General features: G+C 52.1%; 16 protein-coding genes. 7 read left to right on the forward strand and 9 right to left on the reverse strand.

The window, feature by feature from the left end; translation table 11 throughout:
• Positions 1-174 precede the first annotated feature (174 nt).
• The 4 genes from Q0835_RS27725 to Q0835_RS27740 all read left to right on the forward strand — a co-directional run bounded on the left by Q0835_RS27725 (position 175) and on the right by Q0835_RS27740 (position 9,155).
• On the forward strand, positions 175-2,223 hold the full coding sequence (locus Q0835_RS27725) for an AAA family ATPase (protein ID WP_298966418.1): 2,049 nt from the start codon (positions 175-177) through the stop codon (positions 2,221-2,223).
• Positions 2,205-4,289, forward strand: a complete 2,085-nt coding sequence (locus tag Q0835_RS27730) for an ATP-dependent helicase (protein ID WP_298966421.1) — start codon at positions 2,205-2,207, stop codon at positions 4,287-4,289. The genes Q0835_RS27725 and Q0835_RS27730 overlap by 19 nt, the downstream gene beginning before the upstream one ends.
• Positions 4,290-4,575: 286 nt before the next feature.
• On the forward strand, positions 4,576-5,754 hold the full coding sequence (locus Q0835_RS27735) for a DNA repair exonuclease (protein ID WP_298966423.1): 1,179 nt from the start codon (positions 4,576-4,578) through the stop codon (positions 5,752-5,754).
• Positions 5,751-9,155 (forward strand): AAA family ATPase, encoded by a 3,405-nt coding sequence (locus tag Q0835_RS27740; RefSeq protein ID WP_298966426.1) that lies wholly within the window; start codon positions 5,751-5,753, stop codon positions 9,153-9,155. The genes Q0835_RS27735 and Q0835_RS27740 overlap by 4 nt, the downstream gene beginning before the upstream one ends.
• Before the next feature lie 19 nt (positions 9,156-9,174).
• Here the strand turns inward: Q0835_RS27740 and Q0835_RS27745 are convergent, their stop codons facing one another.
• The 5 genes from Q0835_RS27745 to Q0835_RS27765 all read right to left on the reverse strand — a co-directional run bounded on the left by Q0835_RS27745 (position 9,175) and on the right by Q0835_RS27765 (position 14,069).
• On the reverse strand, positions 9,175-10,833 hold the full coding sequence (locus Q0835_RS27745) for a hypothetical protein (protein WP_298966430.1): 1,659 nt from the start codon (positions 10,831-10,833) through the stop codon (positions 9,175-9,177).
• Positions 10,823-11,290 carry a hypothetical protein gene (locus Q0835_RS27750; protein ID WP_298966431.1) on the reverse strand — a complete coding sequence of 156 codons (468 nt, stop codon included), beginning with the start codon at positions 11,288-11,290 and terminating at the stop codon, positions 10,823-10,825. The genes Q0835_RS27745 and Q0835_RS27750 overlap by 11 nt, the downstream gene beginning before the upstream one ends.
• A gap of 99 nt (positions 11,291-11,389) precedes the next feature.
• Positions 11,390-11,905 (reverse strand): antirestriction protein ArdA, encoded by a 516-nt coding sequence (locus tag Q0835_RS27755; RefSeq protein ID WP_298966433.1) that lies wholly within the window; start codon positions 11,903-11,905, stop codon positions 11,390-11,392.
• On the reverse strand, positions 11,902-12,108 hold the full coding sequence (locus Q0835_RS27760) for a hypothetical protein (RefSeq protein ID WP_298966435.1): 207 nt from the start codon (positions 12,106-12,108) through the stop codon (positions 11,902-11,904). The genes Q0835_RS27755 and Q0835_RS27760 overlap by 4 nt, the downstream gene beginning before the upstream one ends.
• Positions 12,109-12,692: 584 nt before the next feature.
• Positions 12,693-14,069 (reverse strand): MobA/MobL family protein, encoded by a 1,377-nt coding sequence (locus tag Q0835_RS27765; protein ID WP_298966438.1) that lies wholly within the window; start codon positions 14,067-14,069, stop codon positions 12,693-12,695.
• A gap of 266 nt (positions 14,070-14,335) precedes the next feature.
• Here Q0835_RS27765 and Q0835_RS27770 point away from each other — a divergent pair, with 266 nt between their 5' ends.
• A complete protein-coding gene (locus Q0835_RS27770) occupies positions 14,336-15,970 on the forward strand; it encodes a type IV secretory system conjugative DNA transfer family protein (RefSeq protein ID WP_298966442.1) in 1,635 nt (544 codons plus the stop codon).
• On the forward strand, positions 15,967-16,911 hold the full coding sequence (locus Q0835_RS27775) for a M48 family metalloprotease (protein WP_298966445.1): 945 nt from the start codon (positions 15,967-15,969) through the stop codon (positions 16,909-16,911). Before Q0835_RS27770 ends, Q0835_RS27775 begins: the two co-directional genes overlap by 4 nt.
• Before the next feature lie 115 nt (positions 16,912-17,026).
• Here the strand turns inward: Q0835_RS27775 and Q0835_RS27780 are convergent, their stop codons facing one another.
• The 3 genes from Q0835_RS27780 to Q0835_RS27790 are packed head-to-tail and all read right to left on the reverse strand — an operon-like array spanning position 17,027 to position 20,366.
• Entirely contained in the window at positions 17,027-17,911 is an 885-nt protein-coding gene (locus Q0835_RS27780) for a plasmid partitioning protein RepB C-terminal domain-containing protein (RefSeq protein ID WP_298966447.1), read from the reverse strand.
• Positions 17,908-18,792 (reverse strand): plasmid partitioning protein RepB C-terminal domain-containing protein, encoded by an 885-nt coding sequence (locus Q0835_RS27785; RefSeq protein WP_298966450.1) that lies wholly within the window; start codon positions 18,790-18,792, stop codon positions 17,908-17,910. The genes Q0835_RS27780 and Q0835_RS27785 overlap by 4 nt, the downstream gene beginning before the upstream one ends.
• On the reverse strand, positions 18,792-20,366 hold the full coding sequence (locus Q0835_RS27790) for a recombinase family protein (RefSeq protein WP_366142416.1): 1,575 nt from the start codon (positions 20,364-20,366) through the stop codon (positions 18,792-18,794). The genes Q0835_RS27785 and Q0835_RS27790 overlap by 1 nt, the downstream gene beginning before the upstream one ends.
• A gap of 106 nt (positions 20,367-20,472) precedes the next feature.
• Between Q0835_RS27790 and Q0835_RS27795 the strand changes: the two genes are divergently transcribed.
• A complete protein-coding gene (locus Q0835_RS27795) occupies positions 20,473-20,850 on the forward strand; it encodes a hypothetical protein (RefSeq protein ID WP_298813242.1) in 378 nt (125 codons plus the stop codon).
• A 182-nt stretch (positions 20,851-21,032) separates the two neighbouring features.
• Here the strand turns inward: Q0835_RS27795 and Q0835_RS27800 are convergent, their stop codons facing one another.
• Positions 21,033-22,283 (reverse strand): site-specific integrase, encoded by a 1,251-nt coding sequence (locus Q0835_RS27800; RefSeq protein ID WP_298966455.1) that lies wholly within the window; start codon positions 22,281-22,283, stop codon positions 21,033-21,035.
• Positions 22,284-22,411: the final 128 nt, after the last annotated feature.

A 22,411-nucleotide genomic window follows, 5' to 3' on the forward strand; every position in this document is an offset into this window, starting at 1 on the left:
GGTCATTCTTATTCACTTCACGCTAAAGCGGGCTCGTCTGAAGACGAGGGGTTTCCTCCAAGGCGTGGATACTAAAGAGAGCGACTAACCTTTGCTCCACCAAACACTGAGTGCTATTGTAAGTTGAATCAAATTTATTAATGCGCTTCGGCGAGCAAAAGTTGCGTTAGAGACATGCATATCGAGCAAATTAAAATTGAAAATTTCCGGTTGCTGCAGGATTGCTGCATTGATTTGCGAGAAAAAACCACTTTGCTCGTAGGCAAAAACAATACTGGAAAGACATCGTTCGCAGTATTGCTGGAAAAATTTCTCGAAAGACCGGACACGTTTTCATTCACAGACTTCCCGCTTAGCCTGCGCGAAGCTATTTTCAAGATATACGCCGAGACGAACGTCGAAGAACTCGCAATAAGAATGGTTCTTCGCATTGCCTATACCGAGACAGATGATCTGGGAATTCTCTCCGAGTTTATGCTGGACCTCGATCCAGATAGGCGACACGCGAACATTCTTTTCGAATGCACCATTGAAAAGAAAAAGCTTCTTCGCGTTCTCCCGGCAGACGAAACAGAGCGCAAAAAGTTCATCGAAAACAACCTTTCCGGAAAATTCCTCGACGTAAAAGTCTATGCATTTGACGATGACGGACATGAGGGTGAACAAGCGTACTATTTGTCTCACCGCAATCAGCTTGAGGAGAAGGAGCGCACCAGTCTTCGCGCCCTCTTAAATTTCCAAGTCATCCACGCCCGTCGGAACGTTGCAAGCTCAGAAGATGCCGGGCGTGGTTCAAAGCCGCTTTCTGCCATATCGACCAAATTCTTCCGTAAGCGAGATATTGAGGCAGATGCAGACGATGAGGCTGAAGAGGACGCCAGCGCAGATAAGCCTGAAGCTGGGAGCATAGAAAAGCTTAGATCGATTTTGGCTGATATCGACACGCAGCTGGGCAAGCAGTATGAGGAGGTTTTCGGCAGCTTTCTAAAGAATTCACGCGACTTTCTAGACCTCGGCGACTTGAAAGTGGTCTCCAATATCCAGTCGCAGTCTCTTATCGAGAGTTCATCGCAGGTCATCTACGGCGACACAGACAATTTTCTTCCGGAGCACTATAGCGGCCTTGGCTATCTGAATGTCCTGTATCTGCTCCTGCAAATCGAGCTTTGCCGCGACGACTTTGCAAGGCGTAATGCGCCGTTGAACCTTTTGTTGATTGAGGAACCCGAGGCTCATACGCACCCGCAGATGCAATATGTGTTTGCGGACAAAATCCATGGCCTCGTATCAGCCATACCCAGCTTACAGGCTCTCGTAACCACGCACTCCTCACATATTGTATCGAAATCCGACTTTGAAGACATTCGCTATTTATCAAGATCGCCCGTCACAGGGCCGGTCTCTATCAAAAACTTTCACACTGATCTCAGCAAGGAATACGATAAGCTTGGGGCAGATGGAAAAGCATTATTCAAGTTCTTGAAGCAATATCTTACGATTAACTCAGCAGAGCTGTTTTTTGCTAACAAGGCAATTTTTATCGAAGGTACAACCGAACGCATCCTCCTCCCATTGTTTGTTGAGAAGCACGATCAAGAGAATGAAGAGGCTGCCGAGACAGGTGGCCTGTCCTCTCAGAACATCTCCGTACTGGAAGTTGGTGCGAACGCGCGAGCGTTTGCACCTTTCCTTGAGTTCATTGGTGTCCGTACCCTCATCATTACAGATATCGACACGACCAAAGCCGAGCCGAATGAAAAGACCGGCAAGCCGACCTATAAAGCGCATAAGGTCGAAGGCTCCACGCACACTTCAAATGAGACGCTCAAACACTTCCTTTCAGCTCCGGCGATTGACAAAATCGATGAGTACAAAGAATGGCACAAGCGTCTGCTGAGTGGTGAAGCCGCACCTAATGACGGGAAAATCAAACTTGCCTACCAAATGGAAGAGAACGGCTATCACGCAAGAAGCTTCGAAGACGCTTTCATCGCAAAAAACTTTGAGAAAATAAAAAATAAAAAAGACGACTTGGGAGGCCTCAAAAACGTTCAAGAAATAGATGTTTTCGATGGCGGCGATTATTACGCCCTTACTGAAAGAATTCTTGATAAAAAATCTGATTTTGCGGGATCGCTTCTGTACGCAGCGTTGGTTGAAGGCGAAACCTGGGAAACGCCAAAATATATAATGGATGGTCTGGAATGGATTCACAAAAATTGAGTCCGGTAGATCAAATTGCCGAACTCGTTTTCGGTGGTGAGAACTTTCTCCTTCAGGGCGGCGCGGGAAGCGGTAAAACCGAAAGCCTAAAAAGAGTCGTCCAAAAGGTGCTCTCTGTCGATCAGAAGCTCAAAATCGCATGTATAACGCATACGAATAAAGCTGCCGACGAAATCGCCGAGCGTATTTTGGCTGACATAAAGGTCTCAACCATCCACTCATTTCTGGGCGGAATAATCTCGCCATACAAGCGGAACATTCAGCATGTTTTTCCGGCCCTGTTCGAGCTTCCTGTTTTTGTTGGCTTAGGGGACGAGCACTATGGCGGAGACGAAAAGCTCAGAAAGTCCGAGGAACACGGGCGGTACAAGAAGGCTTACGAGAAATTGGAGAGCCGCCGCCAAACTGTCCTAAGCGAACTAACTCCGAAGGTACCCGGGAAACGGGATTACGATAAGGACCCGGAGAAGTACATCGCACAGATGAACGCATTGATCGCTAAGCTGAACCAAGAAATCTGCGCAAAACTCGCAGCCCGAAAACCCGATGAATTCTTTTACAACGAAACCAAATTTGACAATTTCAACGAGCCATCATTCGGGCATGACGGCTTAATCACTATTGCCTGCAAGATGTTTGATGAGTTCCCAATACTGGGAAAGATTGTGTCGGATCGGCATAATTGCGTCTTCATTGATGAATATCAGGATACGAAAGCAGACGTTATTCGCGTGTTGCTACGCTGCCTACCCAAAGAAAAAAGATCAATTATTGGTCTGTTTGGAGATTCCGAGCAAGCAATTTACTCAGACGGCATAGGTAGTGCTCAAGAGCACATCGACTCGGAGGAAGTCGTTCTTGTGGAGAAGGACGACAATTACCGTTGTTCCCCACAAGTCATAACCTTCGCTAATCAATTTCGCACAGATGGATTAAAGCAAGAAGTAGCGCTCAAAACGCTCGATGACGGCACGATTGAAACTCCTGAGAGCCGAGAAGGTAGCGTAGTCCTGCTGTATGATTTTGCTCCAGAAAAAATAGACACAGGCGAGAAATCAGCAGATCGGAAAACCAATGCCGCGTTGTTTCGTGAAGCGCTCGATGAGCTCGTTGCACGAGTAGGCCAAGATTTTCCGGGCTACGTTCAGCTAAAGCTCACGAACAAATCGATTGCTAACGATGTGGGTTTTGGGCGGCTCTATCAGGTATTTGATGATCGGTACTCGGAGCCTCGAGACCGAATGCGCAAAACGCTCGATAGATTGCAGTTTGATGAAATAATCAATTTGACGACATTGCATCAGAGCCTGCCTGGAGACAGGCGTGCATACAATCGCTTGATCACAGGACTTCGCAAGCGGGGATTTTCGATTTCCTCGGTCTCTGACAAAACCAGGCTGGACGAGATGCTACGTGCATTCGCTGCCAAGGACCTTTCAGCTTACAAAGCAGTGGAAATTGCAGAAAAAGCTGGGCTGATTAGAATTTCAGAAAGCCACGCAGCTTTTTTAACGCGCCGTGACGAGCTGTTAGCACGTCTTAAGGCCGATCCTGTATTCGCGGCTTTTGAAGCGCTACACGCTAGCGGTCACCGAACAAAACCGCAGATGCTCAAGGAAATTGAGGCTGCGCCCAAAAAGAACCTCGATGCGGACCTCATCGAATCCGAATACGACGACCGAACCAACGAACTTAAGCAAAAGGCATTCTTCACTGCATTGTTTTCAGACGAACTTCGCTTTGATGAAGTCTTGTCCTTCTATGACTATGAGGAAAATGACGGCGGCTTCGCCACGATGCACAAGACGAAAGGGACCGGGATAGAGAACGTGCTTCTCATAATAGACGAGTACGGATGGACGACGGAATACGATTTTGTAAATTGTTTTACGGATGAGGTCCCATCTACGAAAAGAGATATTGCGTCGAGGAAGCTTCTATATGTGGCAGCTTCCCGAACGAAAAAGAACCTTGTTTGCGTCAGATTGATGAATGATCAAGCAGAGTTAGACCGAATATCTCCATATTTTCCAAAGGCAGTTCAGGTGAAACGCGCTTCTGATTAGGCGGAACGGTTTCCGCTTCAGTTGGACTTAGCCCCCCGAACTGGTCATCGCCTGGTGATGCCCATCCTGTTCCCGATTTGGATCTACATCCTCCAGATCCTCACCGCCATAACCCGCCTAATGAGGTGGGTTATGGCGGTGTTTCGTTCGCATTAGCACTGGCGGGTTGACAATTTATCGGCTTAGAAATCTGACATTTGGCTTGGACAAAAACGCTTCCACAACCTATCGTTTTAGAAACGGACTTTGGTCTGGCTAATTGATATTGGGAAGTAACTGAATATATATGCGTGTCCTCGTTTCAGCAGACATTCATCTGGGTTCGCCGATCCGCTCGGCCGCGATGCGCAATCCGGATCTGGGCGATCATCTGAAACAGGCAAGTAGGGACACGTTCACCCGCATTGTCGATCTGGCCATATCGGAAAACGTCGACGCACTGGTCCTTGCTGGCGATATCTTTGACAACGACCAACCTGACTTGAAAACCCGTGCCTTCCTGATCTCGCAACTGACGCGGGCTGCGGATGCCGGTATCCCTACGGTGCTAGTCCGTGGCAACCATGACGCACTTCTCGATCACCGTGCCCATGGAGATCTTGGCCCGAATATCCATCTCCTGAACAAAGACACGCCCAGTGTTGAAATCGCTAGTGTTTGGTTCCACGGGCTGTCGTTCGACAAAACCCACGTGTCCAAGAGCTTTCTGCCCGATTACCCTGCACCAGTACCTGGACGGAAGAACGTCGGACTGATGCACACATCCCTCGATGGCTCGCCCGGACACGATCCTTATGCCCCGTGCTCTGAGCAGGATTTAGTGTCCTATGGCTATGATCTTTGGTGCCTGGGACACATTCATGCACCATTCGAGCGATCATCTGGACCAGTTCTCGCGGTCATGCCGGGCATCCCCCAACCTCGCCATTTCGGGGAACGCACCGGCGGAACTGTCGCGATTGTCGAACTTGGTAACGGCACTCCTAAATTCGAGAGGCATCAGGTCGGGCATCTGAGGTTTGTGGCATGCCCGCTGGATCTGACCGATTGTACCGATGTACCGGACATCCTGAGAATACTTAGGAGCGAGCTTGAAGGCGTTCGGGATCCCGAACGCCACACGGCAGTCCGTCTTCTGGTGACCACAGGTCATCACACCGCAGACATGCTGGTGGCCCTTGCTGACGAAGTGCTCGATACCATCGATCGCTTGTTTATCGACAAAATCAAAGTGACGGCCCCGAAGCAGCTGGTCGATGCAAAGACGGATGACCTGGTGCGCCTGATGCAGCAAGAGCTTACCGAACCGGGCTTCCAGGTTGCCAGCAAGGAGATCCTCGAAGAACTTAGAAATGCACTGCCTCGCGAAATCACCGACGAATTGGCAGAGGAGGCAATGGATGACCTTCTGCAGGAAGCCATCGGTGAAGTCACATTGTCTCTGCACGCGGGGGCCGCGAAATGAGACTGAACCGACTTGATCTCATCCGCTATGGCCGCTTTGACGGTGCCGAGATTGAGCTTCCCCGCCCCGCAAACGGCGACCCAGACGTGACGATCATCTACGGACCGAATGAGTCAGGAAAATCCACGGCCTTCAACGGGTTTCTGGAACTCCTTTTCGGTATGAAGTCCGGAACCCACCCGTATGCTTTCAAATTTGACCGTAGCGATCTTCTCGTCGGCGCAGAACTGGAAATACCCGGGCGTGAAGCAACGGTCTTGCGCCGCAACAGCAAGCGCGCTCAGTCCCTGCTTGATCATCAGGACCGCCCTGTTGAAGAAACCATCCTGTCGAGCGCGCTCCACGGGCTGGGCGAAGATGACTATATCGAACGCTTCTCTCTGAATGACACGGGGCTCCGCGAAGGTGGCAAGCGAATTGCCGGTGCCAAGGGAGACCTGGGACAGCTTTTGCACGCCGGTGTGTCGGGTCTGACAAATATGGCAGAGACGCTGGAAGCCATGACGGCTCGCGCTGAACAGTTTCACAAGAAAGGTGGCCGGAGTACCGCGCTCAAAACCGGCAAAGACCGATTGAAAGAAATCAATGATGCGCTGAAAAAGGCTCGTTTGACACCGGACAAAGAAAAAAGCCTTCGCAAAGACCGAGATGACGCCCGACAAGCCTTCGAAGAGGCTGACGCTGAACTCGCCCGTGCCCGAATTCGTCAGGCGGCGGGTAGAGCTGCTCAGACATGGTACGAGCAGACTGAAAAAATTCGCAAAATCGACGAAAACCTAGCTGATTATCCCGCAGGCTTGGATGTAAAAAAGGGCATGGCTGGAGAGGTTGCCAAACTCGTGACAACCCTGTCGGAGAAAGCAGAGAATATCGCAAGCGCCGATGACAGAATTGCGCGCCATGAAGCGGCCATTTCAGAAAACGAGGCGGACCCGGCTGCCGGACATCTCGTTGCGGAACTCGCAGAGTTGGATCAAATCAAGATCGACGGAGCTTCCCTCACTTCGCGGGCGGATACGGCCAGATCGGACTTGGAAAAGCGCACCGGTGAGCGCGATGACGCGGCACGCCAGATAAAACAGATTCTGACGACGTTGGCGGTATCTGACGAGCCTGCAGAGGCCCTGGTCCTGACGACCGAAGAACTGGAGACACTCGCAGATGCGGTACAGGCATGTCTGACCACTGAAGGCCAGCTGCGAGCGGCATCAAACGTTTTGAAGACCGCACGTGATCAGTTGGGTGATGCTCCAACCGAACCGAAGGACCTGTCTCACCTGCAGATCGCGTTTGAAGCATGGCAGAAAGTTTCGGACGTTGCAGGCCTGGAACATAACCTCACATCGGAACGCGCACGGCTTGCAAAAGCGGTGTCTGGCCTGCCAGCTTCCTGGCAGACACTCACCAAGAACGGAATGCCTGCCCGTGAAAGTCTCGATGAGGTCCTCCGTGGATGGAACACCCTGACTGCGAACATCGCTTCCGCCACAGAAGATTTGGAAGGTCGTGAAGCGGAGTACAAAGCAGCGCGCGCGAAACGTGAAGCCGACGAAAGCGCACCGGTTTCGATTGACGCGGCAGCAACAGAAGAAACTCGCCGTCAGCGTGACACAGCCTGGCAATCCCATCGTGGCAGTCTTTCCGACGAAACCGCGGAGCGTTTTGAGGAGGCCATGTATGCCGATGATGGCGCCCGAACGAATTATCTGATGGGCACGGAGGCGCGAAAACAGCTTGCAAACTCGCGCGAGCTGGAAAGCACCGCAAAAGCCGCACGTGACACGGCAAAAGACAAGCTCGAAGCACTCACCGGGAAACACGACACCTTGACGAAACGGGTCGGTTCACTTGCAACGGCCTTGGGCTTTTCCGCCGATACGGGGCCAGCTGCGTTTGCTGCGAGACTAACCAACCTAACGGCAGCGGCTGAGATCGCAACCGAGGTTAGGATTGCGGAGAATGCCTTGGAGGACCGCGCCAAGCGCCGCAAGGCAGCCTTGGACGAACTCTTCGCCGCAGCCCGCCTCGTCGACATTGAAGGTGAAGAAAGTGACCTCCCTGAGCGAGTTGGCAAGGCTCTCACCTTTCAGGAGAATGTCCGTCAGACATGGGAAAACTGGCGGCGCGCTGAACGTAGCATTGCCGACCACGAAAAAGCCGAAACTCAAGCTGAGACCGATTGTAAGGCAGCTTTGAACCGACTGGAAACACTGACCTCGGCGTTGCCTCTTCCTGATCGCTCGGCCACGGGCGTAAAGACTGCGCTGCCGCAGCTGCGAACGCTGCAACAGCTCCACAGCAATCACAAAAGCCTGGCTGGACGTGTTGATTCCTTAGAACGCGCCGTTGCCACCCTGGCAAAGAGCGCTGCACGATTGGCGGAGATCCTCGGGGAGACTTTCAATCCGAAAGACGATCTCCTTCCCGTGATCAATCGTGCTCGTGCGCGTGTTACCAGAGCTGCTGAAGCGGATCGCGTGAGAGAACGAGAACAGGAGCTTCTCGACAAGGAAGTAACAGGCCGGAAGCGTGCACTTACCGCCCGTGAGGAAGCGCAAATCCAGCTGGAGAACCTGTTTGAAGGGCAAGGGGGTGACGATCTCCCACCAACAGAGCGAGCTGCACATTTGGCAGAACGCGACGAATTGCGACGACAGCGCGCAAATGCGGATCAGCTTCGCAATGAAGCGCGCAGCGCTGTGGACCGAACGCTCTTCGAAGAAGAGTTGGCGCGTTTGCCAAACGCAACGCGAGAGGCAGAACTGCAACAAGAACTCGACGATGCACAAACAGTTCGTGATGCCGCTCGCGATCTCTCCAATGAAAACAAACGTCTCTATGAAGAGGCCTACAACGCCGCTGACAACAGCACACTGGTTACGGAACAGGCCACGATCCTCGAAGAGTTGCGAAGCAGTGCACGCCAGGCCGCTGTCGCAAAACTCGGTGTTCTGGCAGCACGGGGCGCATTGAGGGGCCTCGCCGCCGAACGTCGCAGCACAATGCTCAAGGATGTGGAAGACGCCTTCGTCACCATAACAGCCAACGAATGGGAGAAAGTCGAAGTTTGGGGCGAAAGTGAAGGCGAAAAACTTGTCGGTATCAAACCCGGCACAGATCCCGTGCCGGTTGAGAAAATGTCCACCGGAACCATGGGCCAGCTGTATTTTGCGCTACGCCTCGCAGGTTACCGCAGCTTTGCACGCGATCCTGGTCCGCTTCCCATGATACTTGATGATATTATGGAGACCTTTGATAACGCGCGTGCGTCTGCCACGTTGAACCTCTGCGCGGAAATCGGTCGCAGCGGGCAAGCCATCATCTTCACGCACCACGAACATCTGGTGGAGCTGGCACGCAAGAGTATTCCAGGTGTTTCCGTAGTGGATATGCCGAGTTAAGCAGAAGTTTGGATAGTGTTCAGGCAACAATTTCAAAATCGCTCAAATCAACGCCGTAGACCTGTCTGAAGGAATCGTTTGCCCAGGCATCGGCGTCTTCTTGGTTGTAGTTCTCGGAAAGCCAACGAAAATCGCAGACAAACGGCCCATCTTTGAGAATCCATTGGCGTGTCAGATCGTAGATGGCCATTGTTCCGTAAAAGCTCTTGAATGTCTTCATGATCGCAGCCTCTGAACGGTTCGGCCATCTTCTCGGATAAACGCCGTTCTTGTCCCCCCTGTCGCTAAAGAGAGAAAGGTGACGAAGCCAAATATCCCTCGCGTGTTTATCGAAACTACCTCCTGACATATATCGACCAGGCCAGCAAAAGAACTCTGGTTTTTCGTACTTATCTTTTGAAAGAGCAAAAAAATGGGAAAGGAAAACTCTCAAGGGAAGGTTTGTTCTCTCGAACTCAAATGTTCGATACTCCTCCATCAGGCCCTTCAGCCCGGGTGTTTTTTCAAACCATTCCAAAATTTCCCGCAACCCGGCTAGAGGGTGATCGTAGCCGGTCAATTCTATCAATTGGTTCGATATTTCGACATATTCTTCTTTTGAATAGTCCGTAATTGCGTTCTTCAGATGAGGAAGCGCTTTTGCCGCATAGCAAAGACGCGTGAATCGGACACCCACGTCGACATCAAGGATGAGATCCTCGAAGATTTCGACATCAAATGGAACGCCACGCGTCGGGTTCATTGCAAGGTCACAGACCAGAAGGAAAAGTCCGACGATGGAATCTGATATCGACTCCGGCCACTCGCTTTCGGAGATTTTAAGGAACGCCTCAAATGCTTCGACATAGATCCCGGAAAAGAAGCCATTTTCCCTCCATTCTTGACAGGATAATGGCACTTCCTGGGTTCCATCGAGGAACTGCAACTGAATAAACCGAGCCTGCCCTTCGTAAATGGCATGCAGGCCTACAGCAGGCAATTGAACAGGCGATTTCCAATAAAAACCTTCACATTTTTTGGCTCTAAGCCTCAGAATTTCAGCGTCCCATTTTTGAATTTTAGGTAACGTCTCGAAGTCAGGATCAATCAATCCAGCGATCATTCCGACAAGTTGGCCGTAGACAATGAAGTATCCGTGTCCGACTGATTCAAAGTGATTTTCCTCCATCATCCACTTGATGTTTTTACGTGGATCAAAGGCATAGTATTTGTAATATTCGACATCGAGTGCGTTATTGACAGCTATATTAGCAGCAGCGAGCTTTGCTTGAGCTGCACTGCCTTCTGCTAAAAGAACCTGATCTGTCCAGCCCTTGAGCGGTTTTTTCGGTCCGAACTTTGTGATGACATCGCGCAGTTCCCCAATATTGGAATGCACCTGGGCAAGATAACTCAAACTCAAAAGAAGCCCCGAGGTCGAACCAACATGCTGCCACCAGTGAATTGTCTCGTGAATGTATGTTGAATAAGCTTGTATTGCTTCCGGCGAAACGGTCGTTCCATCAAAACCATCGGCCTCGATGGCGTCCATGAACTGATGGTTGCGCGGACTCAGTCGCAACACAAACCGCGTCGTTTCGTACATCCCATGTGCGTTGAGGCACGCTCTGAACGTTGGACCGGTTTCCTTTTGGTCGTCCAGTGGATCGAGGAGGTCGTGAAGCGGTTCAAGCATCATTTTTTGTATCGAGAACCTTAATTTGCAATCGACTTTCAACCGCAGATAGGCAGGATGGCGGATCTGAAATTCGCATAAAGGTAAATTCCATGCCGCCAATGATGCACGCTTTACGCGAGTGCGGCAACGCTCGCGTGTTCTGTTTCACAGGTTCAGAAAAGGGCCGGTTGGCTGCGCCCATCTCTTCAAGCGTCACAAAGTGCGCATACCCATTGTAAACGTGCGTAAACGCCAAACTGAGCGAAACATCAAGATCATCGCAGATGACCGGATTGTCGGGCAGACTTTCCGCACAGCGACGTAGGCGCAGACGCTGCGCTAGCGACCGGTAACGGGAAAAATCAGCACGCAATTGAGAGAGAACGTTCCGTTCGATGGCATCAAGTTTGCAGGAGCGTTTCGGTTCGTCAAGGCGAACCGCCTTGCCGATCTCGTCGGCGCGATAGTCAGATAACATCGCAAGCGTCTTGATCGAGCAAGGCATCAGGATTGGACCACCGAGCAGGTAGTACCACGGGTGTGTCGGCCAGTAGCCCTGAAAGGTGACACCATGGCGTCACCCTCCAATCAGCAACAGATCGTGTTCAATCTCACTGATCTCGTCATTCAGCATCATATCGCGGCCAAAGCGTTCATAGTCAATGTAATAGGCGAGATTGCCGGGCACCTCGTAACATTCAGAGACAAACTCCTCGGCATACTCAGCCGCGGTTCCGCGATAGAGACGATAGTCGTCCCAAAGCCTGGATAGCTCGCCCATGTCGGTGCCCATTTCGGCCAGATGACAGGCAATGAGATACCGGTCTTCGTCATCGTCAAGCTCGTCCAGCAGATCGAACCAGTCGGCGAGACCTGCCTGGGAGATGCAAAGAGCATTGAACAACCGGGCATGATCACCATCGATATACTGGATTTCAAACTCTTCGACCGGGTTGCCGCAATCGTCCTGAAGTCCTCTAACCTTGGCTCGATATTCATCCAGGTCCTCGAAGTAGAAGCCGGCGGCACCTAGGTTGTAAGGCTGGGCGAAGTACGATGCCTTCGCCCGAGCGGTAGCTGAGACCGCGCTCATGCCCTGTCCTCCGGTTTTTCCTTGATCTTCCGGATCACGGTGCGACCTGGCAGCAGCGGTGTGTAGTTGATGACGATGTTGAACTCTTCGCCATCTGCGTGGCTCCAGCCGATCCCGATTTTGTTCCAGCGTGCTTTATCTTTGTCGCCGACGACGTGGAAGACTTCGTGGGTCGGAGCTTTGGGTGCATTGGTATTTGCCATTTTGTGATGTCCTTTGTTTGTTTGTCCGGCCACCCCGTGCGGCCGGTCGCCGACGCTCCGGGTTGAGCTTCAAGGGACGCAGTCAAGAGATCTTCTCGGGAGACCGCTTGCGGCGGAAGATCTCTTGACTGCGGCACTGCTCGGCCCAGTCTGGCGACATCACCGGCCATCGGGGGGTCGTGAACAAAGGAAAAGGACATCACCGGCAAAACCGGCACTCCGCGACCTCAGACAGGGTCAACACAGGCCGAAGATACAAGTCACTCTGGACAGTTGATCCAAACGGCAGGTCCTACGCACAAGGCTTCCATCAGACACATCAACGACACTCCCAACTGCCCGTGGTAGACTTCCGGATAGACAAGACTAAACGACAAGGCACGGCAGTTCAGAGCCACTGGTCACGCGGCCACTCGGCAGCAGCAAGGCAGCCAAGTTCCCGGAAGTCGAAGGACTCAGGCTCAGTGCAGCGTCGAAGACCCTGGCTGAGGAATTGCAAGCCAAAGGATTGTCTGGCGATGCTTACCGGGCAGAGATATTGAAGAGATTTCAGGTCGGCAGATCAAACCTGTCAGAAGCGTGATCTAGCGGTCTCGATCCTGCTCTGGCTCTTCCCGCAAATACTCTTCCAACATCTGCTCATAGGCGATGTCCTGTTCGCGTTGCGAGATTAGCTCGCCATTGGGGCCTGGAACGGGTCTGCCTGGATCGTCCCGTCCCCAGGTATCCGGACGAAGGTCCTCAATACGGTGTCGAATGTCTGTCGGTAGGAGATACAGCTTTTCCAACTGATCTTGCTCTCGGATCACTTGCATGCGCTGATCCAGGATGAGATCTAGCGCCATTCGTCGCACTTCTGGTGAAATTTTCCCGGCAGCTTGGAGCACTGCAAGCTCACGATTTGAGTATTCCTTTATAAACGCGCCTTCCACGACACTCCTTTCGTATTCTTCCAGCCGTTTGATGTCGAAGCCGCCATCCATATCTCCGTAGGCATTGTCCAGAGCCTGTTCATACCAAGGCTTTACCTCGAGATCCGGGGAAGCTCTTCGAATAAAATGTTTACTGCGACGAACGAAGCTTTCGTTTGCTGGTTCTGAAGGAGACGCGGCCTCCGGCCGGTCATGCACTTTATCCTGCCAATAGCGGTGATGTTCATCCCGCTCCTGGGGCGTCATGTCGGGAGACGCCTCCGGTTCCGGAGGCCAGGTCTCCCGCTGTGACAATAAGGGATAGCGCTCAAGCTCATCTTTTTCGGGACCACTCATTGTTTTCTCCTCTCTAACGCGTCGCGCGTGTTCACGCTTATTTCGGCGCTCAGTCGGATTGGGGCCGCGATGCCGGGTCGGTTCCGCCCCGATGCCTCGCGCCTTGTAGCTGCGGTGGTCGACCCTTAGGGTCGATCCGGATTTCTCCAAAAAACTGTTGGTCAGGTCTGACCAGTTCTGGCGAACCCGCTTCACGAACGCGCGCTGTTCCAGCGCAGTGATTTTCGCGCCGAACCCGTCTTCTTCCAGAAAGCGGGTCGTCAGCAGAATATGAACATGAGGATTGTGGTCGGTGCCATCCTCATGGATGGCAATATCGGCCACGCATCCGAGGGCGACGAATGGCTTGACGAACGCCTCCAGCAAGGCGGGTCGCATACGAACCGGAATGTCGCGTGTGATGGCAGCCTCAATGGATTTGGCCAAACGCGCATCGCGCCGTTTGGCGGTCACATCCACTTTGTTCCAAAGTTCCTTACGCCGCCCCGCCCAGGGCGGCGCGCCTTCCGGCAAAAGGATGTTCGTGAACACCACGTCTTCCCGGTTTCCGAAATCGACGTGCCGTTGTTGCCGATCGGACCACAAACGTTCCCCGGCGTTGTACGCCGCTTTGGCAATCGCGATCCGTTCGTTCCCGTCCTTGTTGCGCCGGGCAAGATTATCAACGTGGCAATGGATGTTGCCATCCTGCATGCCCACCACCTCCTGCTATCCCAACGCGGTTGCGGTTTGCACGGCGCGGGGGTTGCAAGGGGGTTTCCCCCTGCCGCACTTCGGCGTTTGGAGTGTGGCCTTAAGCCCTTGCCACGCTCTGAACGCCGCAATGTTGGCCGAACCTGTAATACAGATCGGACAACATGTAAGTGCGCTGTACAACTGGATACACGTATATGTTGACTCTTTTCAAGGTTGCACAATAATCATACTGCACTCCATGAGATTGACGTCGGGGGGCGTTCATGGCGAAAAATCCGTTTGACCCGTTTGGTATGTTCGGCAACGACATGCGGAGCATCTCCACGGGTGTAAAAGTTGGAGCGAAGATCGGACGCGGCGTCGCGGGCTGGAACCTCAAACGCCAGCTGGAGCAGCAGGGCGTCGATCCGATTACCGTCGAGGCCGCGCGAGAGGCGGTTTTAGCTGGTCGCGATCCCGCAGCCATTCTGGAGCAAGCACGCCAGGCCTACGCGCTGCGCGACAAACAGGAAGCGATGCGGCGCGATCCACCACCTATTCATGGGTCAGCGCGGTGGGCCACGCAGGAGGATGTTGAGCAAGCCGGTCTGTTCCGACCCGCCAACCACCGCACGCTCAATCTTGGTCACGTGGGAGACCGGTCTGTTAACTGGGATGGCGAAAGTCATTTGCTGACGGTTGCGCCCACGCGCACCGGTAAAAGCGCGATGCAGGTCATTCCCAACCTGCGGACCTATGGCGGCTCCGCTGTGGTGCTCGACCCAAAAGGCGAGATTTACGAGCACACCGCTGCCTGGCGCTCCCGTATGGGGCCTGTCTACGTGCTGAACCCTTTCGAGGTAGCAGGGATACCCGAGACCCACGCGTTCAACCCGCTGGATAGTGTGACAGACAGTCAATCCGCTCTCGAAATAGCCGAGATCCTTTATCCGAGGACCCACGACGACAAGCAGCAGTTTTTCGAGAATGAAGCGGTCGGGTTTCTAGCGGCGGCAATCGAATTCTCAGCGCGGTTTGCACCGCCCTCTCATCGCAATCTTGGTACGCTGCGTGATGCCGTAGCCACACTGGATGGCGATTTCCGTGGCCTCTTGAAAGCCATGAGCAATGAGATAATGCCGCCGTCGATCCGTAACGCGGCCCGCAACTTCCAAACCAAAACGCGCGACACGGGCCAGCCGCGTGTGCTGGACAGTCTCAACACGCATTTGCGCATCTGGGACAACCCCGGTCTTCGCAAAGCCACCAGCAGCTCGGAATTTGCCTTCGACAAGCTGAAAGAGCAGACCGCGACGGTTTACCTGGTGCTGCCGTTTGCCAAGATCACACCATTCTCGACGTTTGTGCGCATGGTCTTCGCCACTGCCCTTGATGCGATGGTGGCCACCATTCAAAAGCCAGCTACGCCGGTCCTGTTCGTGCTTGATGAGTTTCTGTCGCTGGCACCGGACGAACGCTTTGTGTCTGCTCTGCGAACCCACGCCAGCGCCGGCGCACGCCTCTGGTTCTTTCTTCAAGACCTGCCGACACTGGAGCAGAAATACCCGACCACCTGGAAGTCGTTTCTGCAGGTCGAAGCCAAAACATTCTTCGGCACCGATGACCCTTACACGGCGGAACTGATCTCAAACTATCTCAGCGACCGAACTGTGGCCTATGACGTCCCGAATATCTCCAGCAGCACGACTGGCGGTTCATCGCCTTCCACCGGTTACTCCATATCCGAGAACCTTCAGCTGACCGGTCGAAAACTCATGACGCCGGACGAGGTCATCGGGTTTCTGCGTGGTTCAGCCCATGGCCGCAAAGCCATCCATTTTCTGCGGGATCTCGCACACCCGCTCCAGACTGATTTGACACCCTGGTTCCTTGAAAAACCCTGCGAGGAGCAATCATGACGGATACGAATTGGCACATTCCAAAGCACTCAGTTGCATTGACCATTTTCCTACTTGCGTTGGGAGCCGAAATCGGGGCGCTTTGGGGACTATTCCTTGCATTTCTTGGAGCCACAGCAACATTAGCAGCAGGAGGTCCGCTCGCATTGCTTCTCGCCGGACCACTTTTGCTTGCAACTCACGGCGTCGGAACGGTGTATGTGGTATTTGGTGTGCCAGCTTGGGCGTTGGTTGCCGGAACGACGTTCGCAATTGAGTCGTCCGGTGACACTGGGACAACAGCAAAACGTTTGGGGGTCACATTTGTTTCCGAAAGCCATCCAATCAATCAAACGGTGCAACGGATGGCCAGCGAACTCAACTTACCTCCCATACCCTATGTAGGCTGGTTCGACTCTGATGATATCAACGCCTTCGCGATGGGAACTGCACACTACAATTCATTGATTGCAGTCAGTAAAGGCGCAATTGAGACGCTTTCACGTGAGCAAATTAACGCGGTTATCGCCCATGAGTTGGGACACATTGCAAGCAACGACATGCAGAGAATGACCTATGCGTTAGGTGTGCGCGATTCTCTCACCTGGTTTTTGATAAAGCGAGGATTCAAAAAATTTGCGCGCTGGGTTTTTACGCCGTTGTCCGAGCTGGAGCTTCTCCGCTTTTCCAGGCAGCGGGAATTCACGGCAGACGCCATCTCTGCCCACCTTACATCACCTGAAGCCATGATCTCGGTGCTTGAAACACTGAAAGGCGCGGAAATTGAACCTCAGACCCACCATCAGCCTACCGTAATGATGTCAGCATCTTTCGACGGCTCCTGGTTATCCACGCATCCGCCGCTCGATACCCGTATCGCAGCACTCCTGGAATTCACAGCGCCAACGTCCAAGACGCAATCTGAGCGGGCTGAACCACAGCGGGGGCCACAAGGGACATAAGGCAACTGCTAAGGTGAAGAATTTGTCCAGACCAGAAACGCCAGGAAGCGGCAGCAGAAGCCCTAGCTGGTAAGTGCAGGTGTTATCTATTCAACACCTGTCCGCTGTGTGTCTGTTAGCTATCCACCATTTTCTGAAATTCAGCGAGTAATTCGGGATAGTGCTGTGCGAGGTGACGAACAACACGTGCGTTTTCTAACAAACGCCTTACATATCCAATGGCGATCACGAGATCGAGATGATCTTTCCCATAGGACTCTTCAATCAAGCGTACTTCACGATCCAAGTTTGCAGATTCCTGCTCCATCAAATCAATTTGCTCTTGAGACAGTCCACTATTCTTCTTGGATTTAGAACCCTCAACAAGCTGGGCGGGTGGCGTCGCGCTCAGTAAAGACTTGGCGTATGTTATTGAAAACTTGTTCATCGTGACCATGAGCTGTGCTGCTTCGATCTGACGTAAAGGTTTCATCTTTCTCAGCTCGGTGAACGTGTTCATCGGCACGTGTTTGTCTTTCAAAAGCTCCACCACTTCGGGACAAATGCCGGTCAAAAGACGCCGCCTTGTTCGAATGCTTGCGATGTTTAGGTTCAGTACCTTCGCAATTGTCTCTTCCGGCACCCCTCGCTTGATCGCTTTGAGGATCATTTGATGTTCTTGAACGATAGCAAGGCGGCTGATGCGCTTGTTATATGTGTAAGCTTCGTCGTCAGTCGCAACCAGGCAGTTGACCTCACGGACCTCCATTTCCTGGAGAACCGCCAGCCTGATATGACCATCCAGTAGGAGAAACTTGCCACGATCATTGCGATCTCGCGCGACAACGGGTGGTTCAGCTAAGCCCGAATGATGAATAGATGATTTTATCTGACCATATTTTAGGGAAGCTTTCACGTTGCTACCAACGATACGAAGCGGGATAATGTCAGCAATCGGAATGGTTTCGAATTCTGGTTCGAAAGCGAACTTTACGCGATCTGACGGAAGGTCGCCGGTCATAGCAACTCCTGCCGATCCATCCGTGCTGCTAACTTCTTGGGTACTGTATCAAGCTCTTCGGACTGCAAAACACCAGCAAAGAGTTCGTCGTGAAAAAGCTCTCGCAAAGCATGGGTAATGAATATCAATCGACTACGTGTCATGTCGGCTTTTCTTAGGAGTAGTCGCTTGCGATCTGTATCTTCTTGATAAGCTTTCACCAAAGCATCCGTTGAAAGGTGAGCTCTCGACCTCGTGGACGGACTAAGGTCTTTGCCTCGACGACTACGACTTTCAATCAGTCGCTTTGCAACAAGTAATTTACGACCACGCAGAACATTCTTTTCATACGCTTCTTGTAGCGCATCTTGCACGTCGTCTTCATCTGCATCGGCAATTTGAACCGCAACGCTAAACGGAACATGGCCGGATTCGACCGCGCGCAATAATCGCCTTTCGTCCTGCGCCAAAAGCTTCGCGATAGCCCGCACATACTCCACGGTCAAACCTGTTTTTTTCGCGATCTCGTGATCGGTGTATCCACGCTCTTTCATCCCCCCAATGTCATGGACCAGATCAATGGGTTGATGTTGTCGTCTTGCACAATTCTCCACGAGGCTTTTCATCATGCAATCGAGTGGATCGGCTTCAATGACAATGGCTGGGATTTTAGATTGGCCAAGTTGCTGAAACGCTTCCAATCGCCCTTGCCCGCAAACAAGATCGTACCAGTCAGGGCCTTTCGCCGTACTTTGAGTGACGGTGATCGGGCGCTTCAATCCAATCTCGGCAATGCTCGCGACAATCTCTTCGAATTTCTTCTTGTTTCGCTCACGGGGGTTTAAAACCGAAACCTGGTTTACGGGAATTAGTTTGATTTGAGGTGCAGGAGTTTCTGGCATCAAGCGGCCTCCGCGATGGAAACGCGCTCTGCCATCTCAAACAGCGGTCCCAAGGAGTCAAAGCGATATGCATCAAACCAAAGTGCATTATCCTCTTTAAGCCTGAGAAAGTGGCGGTCCATATCGAGGCTTGGTAAGAGCAGATAATCACGTACCGCACAATTATCTCTGTTCATACGGACGGCTATGGTCAGGTCTGGCAAAAGCCCTCGATCAAGACGGACCCTCCATCGCAACGATCCTGCTTGAGTTTGAAAACTTCGAACGATGGTGAGAGAGGCAGTAAATTCGCGATTTATCGTCAAAATATCGGTGAGCGTATCACGCTGCACATGACCTCCCGCACGTTCGAGTCCGGCAATAGTGTCTGCCACGACACTTGGGTATCGTCGACGTAAGGCTCTATTGATTTCGATGTAGCGGTAGTCGCGGTCGGGGGTAAATCCGACCAGCTTGTAGGCTTTCAAAAGCCCGCCAAATCGGTGCTGATATGCTTTACTGGATGGACAACCCTCAGCTTCATCAATGATTAGCCCTGACAATAGCCCGGTGCGTTTGTACAAACTGCGCAACAAGTCCAGCATTTCACCATTGGACAGATGGTAGGATCGAGCCTCGATAATTTTTCTGGCAGCATCAAAAAGTGTGGTGTCTACGATGCCTTGAAATGCTCCATCAGCACGCACCCAAGTTGTAGGGTCATTCGCGACGCGCTTTTGTTTGAGCTTGAACGAGACATGGTTCCAGACGTTGTTTCCGATATATTTCTCATTGATCAGAATTTGGTGGACCGTGCCTTTCGTCCAAGGACGATTGAGGTCTGTGAAGATGCCTCGATCATTGAGTTCCGCAGCAATTGCCTTCTCATCATTGCGAGCTTCAACAAACTGACGATAAATCCAACGAACAATTCCGACCTCCTTTGACGGCCCTGGGACCAAAACCACTCTGTCAGTCTGGATGCTCTTTTGCTCTCCTCTTCCCAAAAGACCTTTGGGTCGCCCATGTTCGTCTCGCAGCTCGCGGCGTAGACCAAAACCCGCCATGCCTCCCTGGCGGTAACCCATCTCAATCAGGCGGCATTGCCCTGCAAATACCTTGACTGAAAGCTCTCGACTATACTCCGCCGCCATTCGGCGTTTGACGACCTTTTGAACATCAGATCCGATGCTGCCATCATTTTCGAACTGCTCCGCGCAATATTCCACACGCACACCTGCGCGCCGACAGCGATACTCATAGAAAGCACTCTCATCCGCATCCTGAAATCGCCCCCAACGGCTGATGTCGTAGACTAGAACAACCGAAAACCCTGGTTCTCCGCCCTCAATGTCTGCGATCAATTGGCGAAGGCCAGAACGCCCTTCGATGTTCAGTCCGCTTCGACCAGAATCAATGTAACTTCGAACAATTGTGAGCCCATGCTGAGAGGCATAGCGTCGAATAGCGTCCGACTGGTTCTCAGTAGAGTATTTTTGATGCTCTGTGGACATGCGTACATATTCGGCGACACGAAGGTTTCGCACTTCATGCCCGTTCTCAGAGCTCCCTCCTATTTTGTCATGTCCCACCACTTTTGGGCCATCAATCTGTCGTACTCAATCTATAGAGGCAAATGTGACAACGACATCCGCAGGCTTTGTATTCACACTGCAAATATAGCCGTAGAAAGGGTGAAACATGTCGCAGAAAACAGGCAACTTGTTGCAAGGGGGCTTGACGCATCCATATGACTCGGCTGCCTATGCCGCACTCATTGCGACCGCTTTGCAAAGCGAGCTTGGCAATACGCACCGCGCGGTGAAAACAATTCGAAGATGGACCGGTGCTGGGGAACGAACTGCAACTAACTGGCTTTCAGCTGAAAACGGTCCGAGCGCACCGCATCTTGCATTATTGGCGCATCATTCCGACACCGTCCTCGAAGCATTCTTGATCATGGCTGGCCGACAAAGAATGATCGTCGATTTTCGTGTGTCGCATATCCGCGAAAAGCTCGTTGCAGCCTTGGACACAATCGATAGTCTGACGGACGCAAATACTGATACAAACCATTAGCGAATACGGGGTTTGCTGAACCTCGTGTGCCCTCAAGAAATGGCCGTAGCTGGCGCCCTCCCTGCGAGGCAGGCAGCTTAAGGATCGCATACGTCCCATGCCAAATATCGAACACGCCAGATAGGCTAAGTACAACACTTGTGGCTTCGCGTTTATAACTCTCCACAAAACCTGAAGAACAACTAATGCTTTGGCTTTTGCCGACGTACATTGATTGCAGCGGTATCCAAACTGGTCTTAATATGTGACGCGTAGAATTTCTCAATCATCTCAACACTGGTACGGCAGTTCTTGGCGATTTGATAGATGTCTGCCCCTTCCATTAAGCGCAGACAAATGTAGGTATGACGAAGGCTGTAGGCAGTCCGCCTTTGGCCGTCTCTGTCGAACTTCAACCCCTCCTCGTTCAAGACGTTGTTAAACATCTTGATATGATTTCCGGGGAAAATCACGTCGTTCGGCTTCGGCAAGGCCCAAGACACTGTTGCTTTTCGTTCATCTTCTGCCTTCTCAGCAGTCCTTCTCATGCGTTCCTGAAGGCGTTTGAATGGCCAAACGGCGCCACTCATACTTTTGCAAAAACCAACACCTCTTTTTCCGCGAACTTCAATTTCGAGAATTGTGTCTCCGCTCCAATCGACTTTCACAACTTCGATGTCACGAAATTGTAAATTTTTGGCTTCATCCGGGCGCAGTCCGGTATTTGCCATGAACAACACATAGTCATGAAGCTGTTCGGCGTTCCATTTGAAGTGAGAATTGAAGGGTTCCTGCGCTCTTCGCCGCGTAGCTTGGTAAAGCTGTTTGTATTCTTTCTCTGTGAACCACGCTCGATGGGATACCTTCGTTTGACGGCTATAGGGTGAAGACAGGTCCGGAAGATGCTGAAGCCACCCATGACGCATCGCGGTCTTAAGCACTTGTCGAAGGGTTACGATTTCATCGTGAAGGGTACTCTTTGCAGGCGGCTTACCACCATTCACCCCTTGAATTCTATGGACCCGATATTCTTGAACCTTCCCAGCTGAAACTTCGGAAAGGCCTAGCGTTCCGAAAAAAGGTAGCAGGTGAAGCCTGAGCCGGTCTTTGTGGCCACGGATCCATTTAGGGCTACGCTGGCCATCCGTGATGACTTCGTATTCGTGCTCAAATTGGGTTGCTGCAAACGAAAAGGTCTTTTCGTTTTTGAGTTCACCGCGATGGTGCTTCCCCATCATCGTGAGATACCAGTCTTCGGCGTAGTCCTTCGCCTGAGCTAAGCTCTCTTCTTTCGTTGTCGTTCGACGTTTTTTGCCTTGGAGAAAAGTTGAGCACTGCCAAAAAGGGCTGTTAGGCCGTTTATAGAGGCGGACTTTCCCGCCCAAGATGGTATGGATCGCAGTTTGGCTCATGATCTTGGCATTCGCGGCAATTTTGTGCCCGCTATGTGCCATAATAAAACACCCCTTTCAGGGCGTCAAATATATACGTAAGTCATTGAAATATTGGTTGCGGGAGCAGGATTTGAACCTGCGACCTTCAGGTTATGAGCCTGACGAGCTACCGGACTGCTCCATCCCGC

The sequence above is a fragment of the uncultured Roseibium sp. genome (genome assembly GCF_947499295.1).
In the GTDB taxonomy this organism is placed as follows: Bacteria; Pseudomonadota; Alphaproteobacteria; order Rhizobiales; family Stappiaceae; genus Roseibium.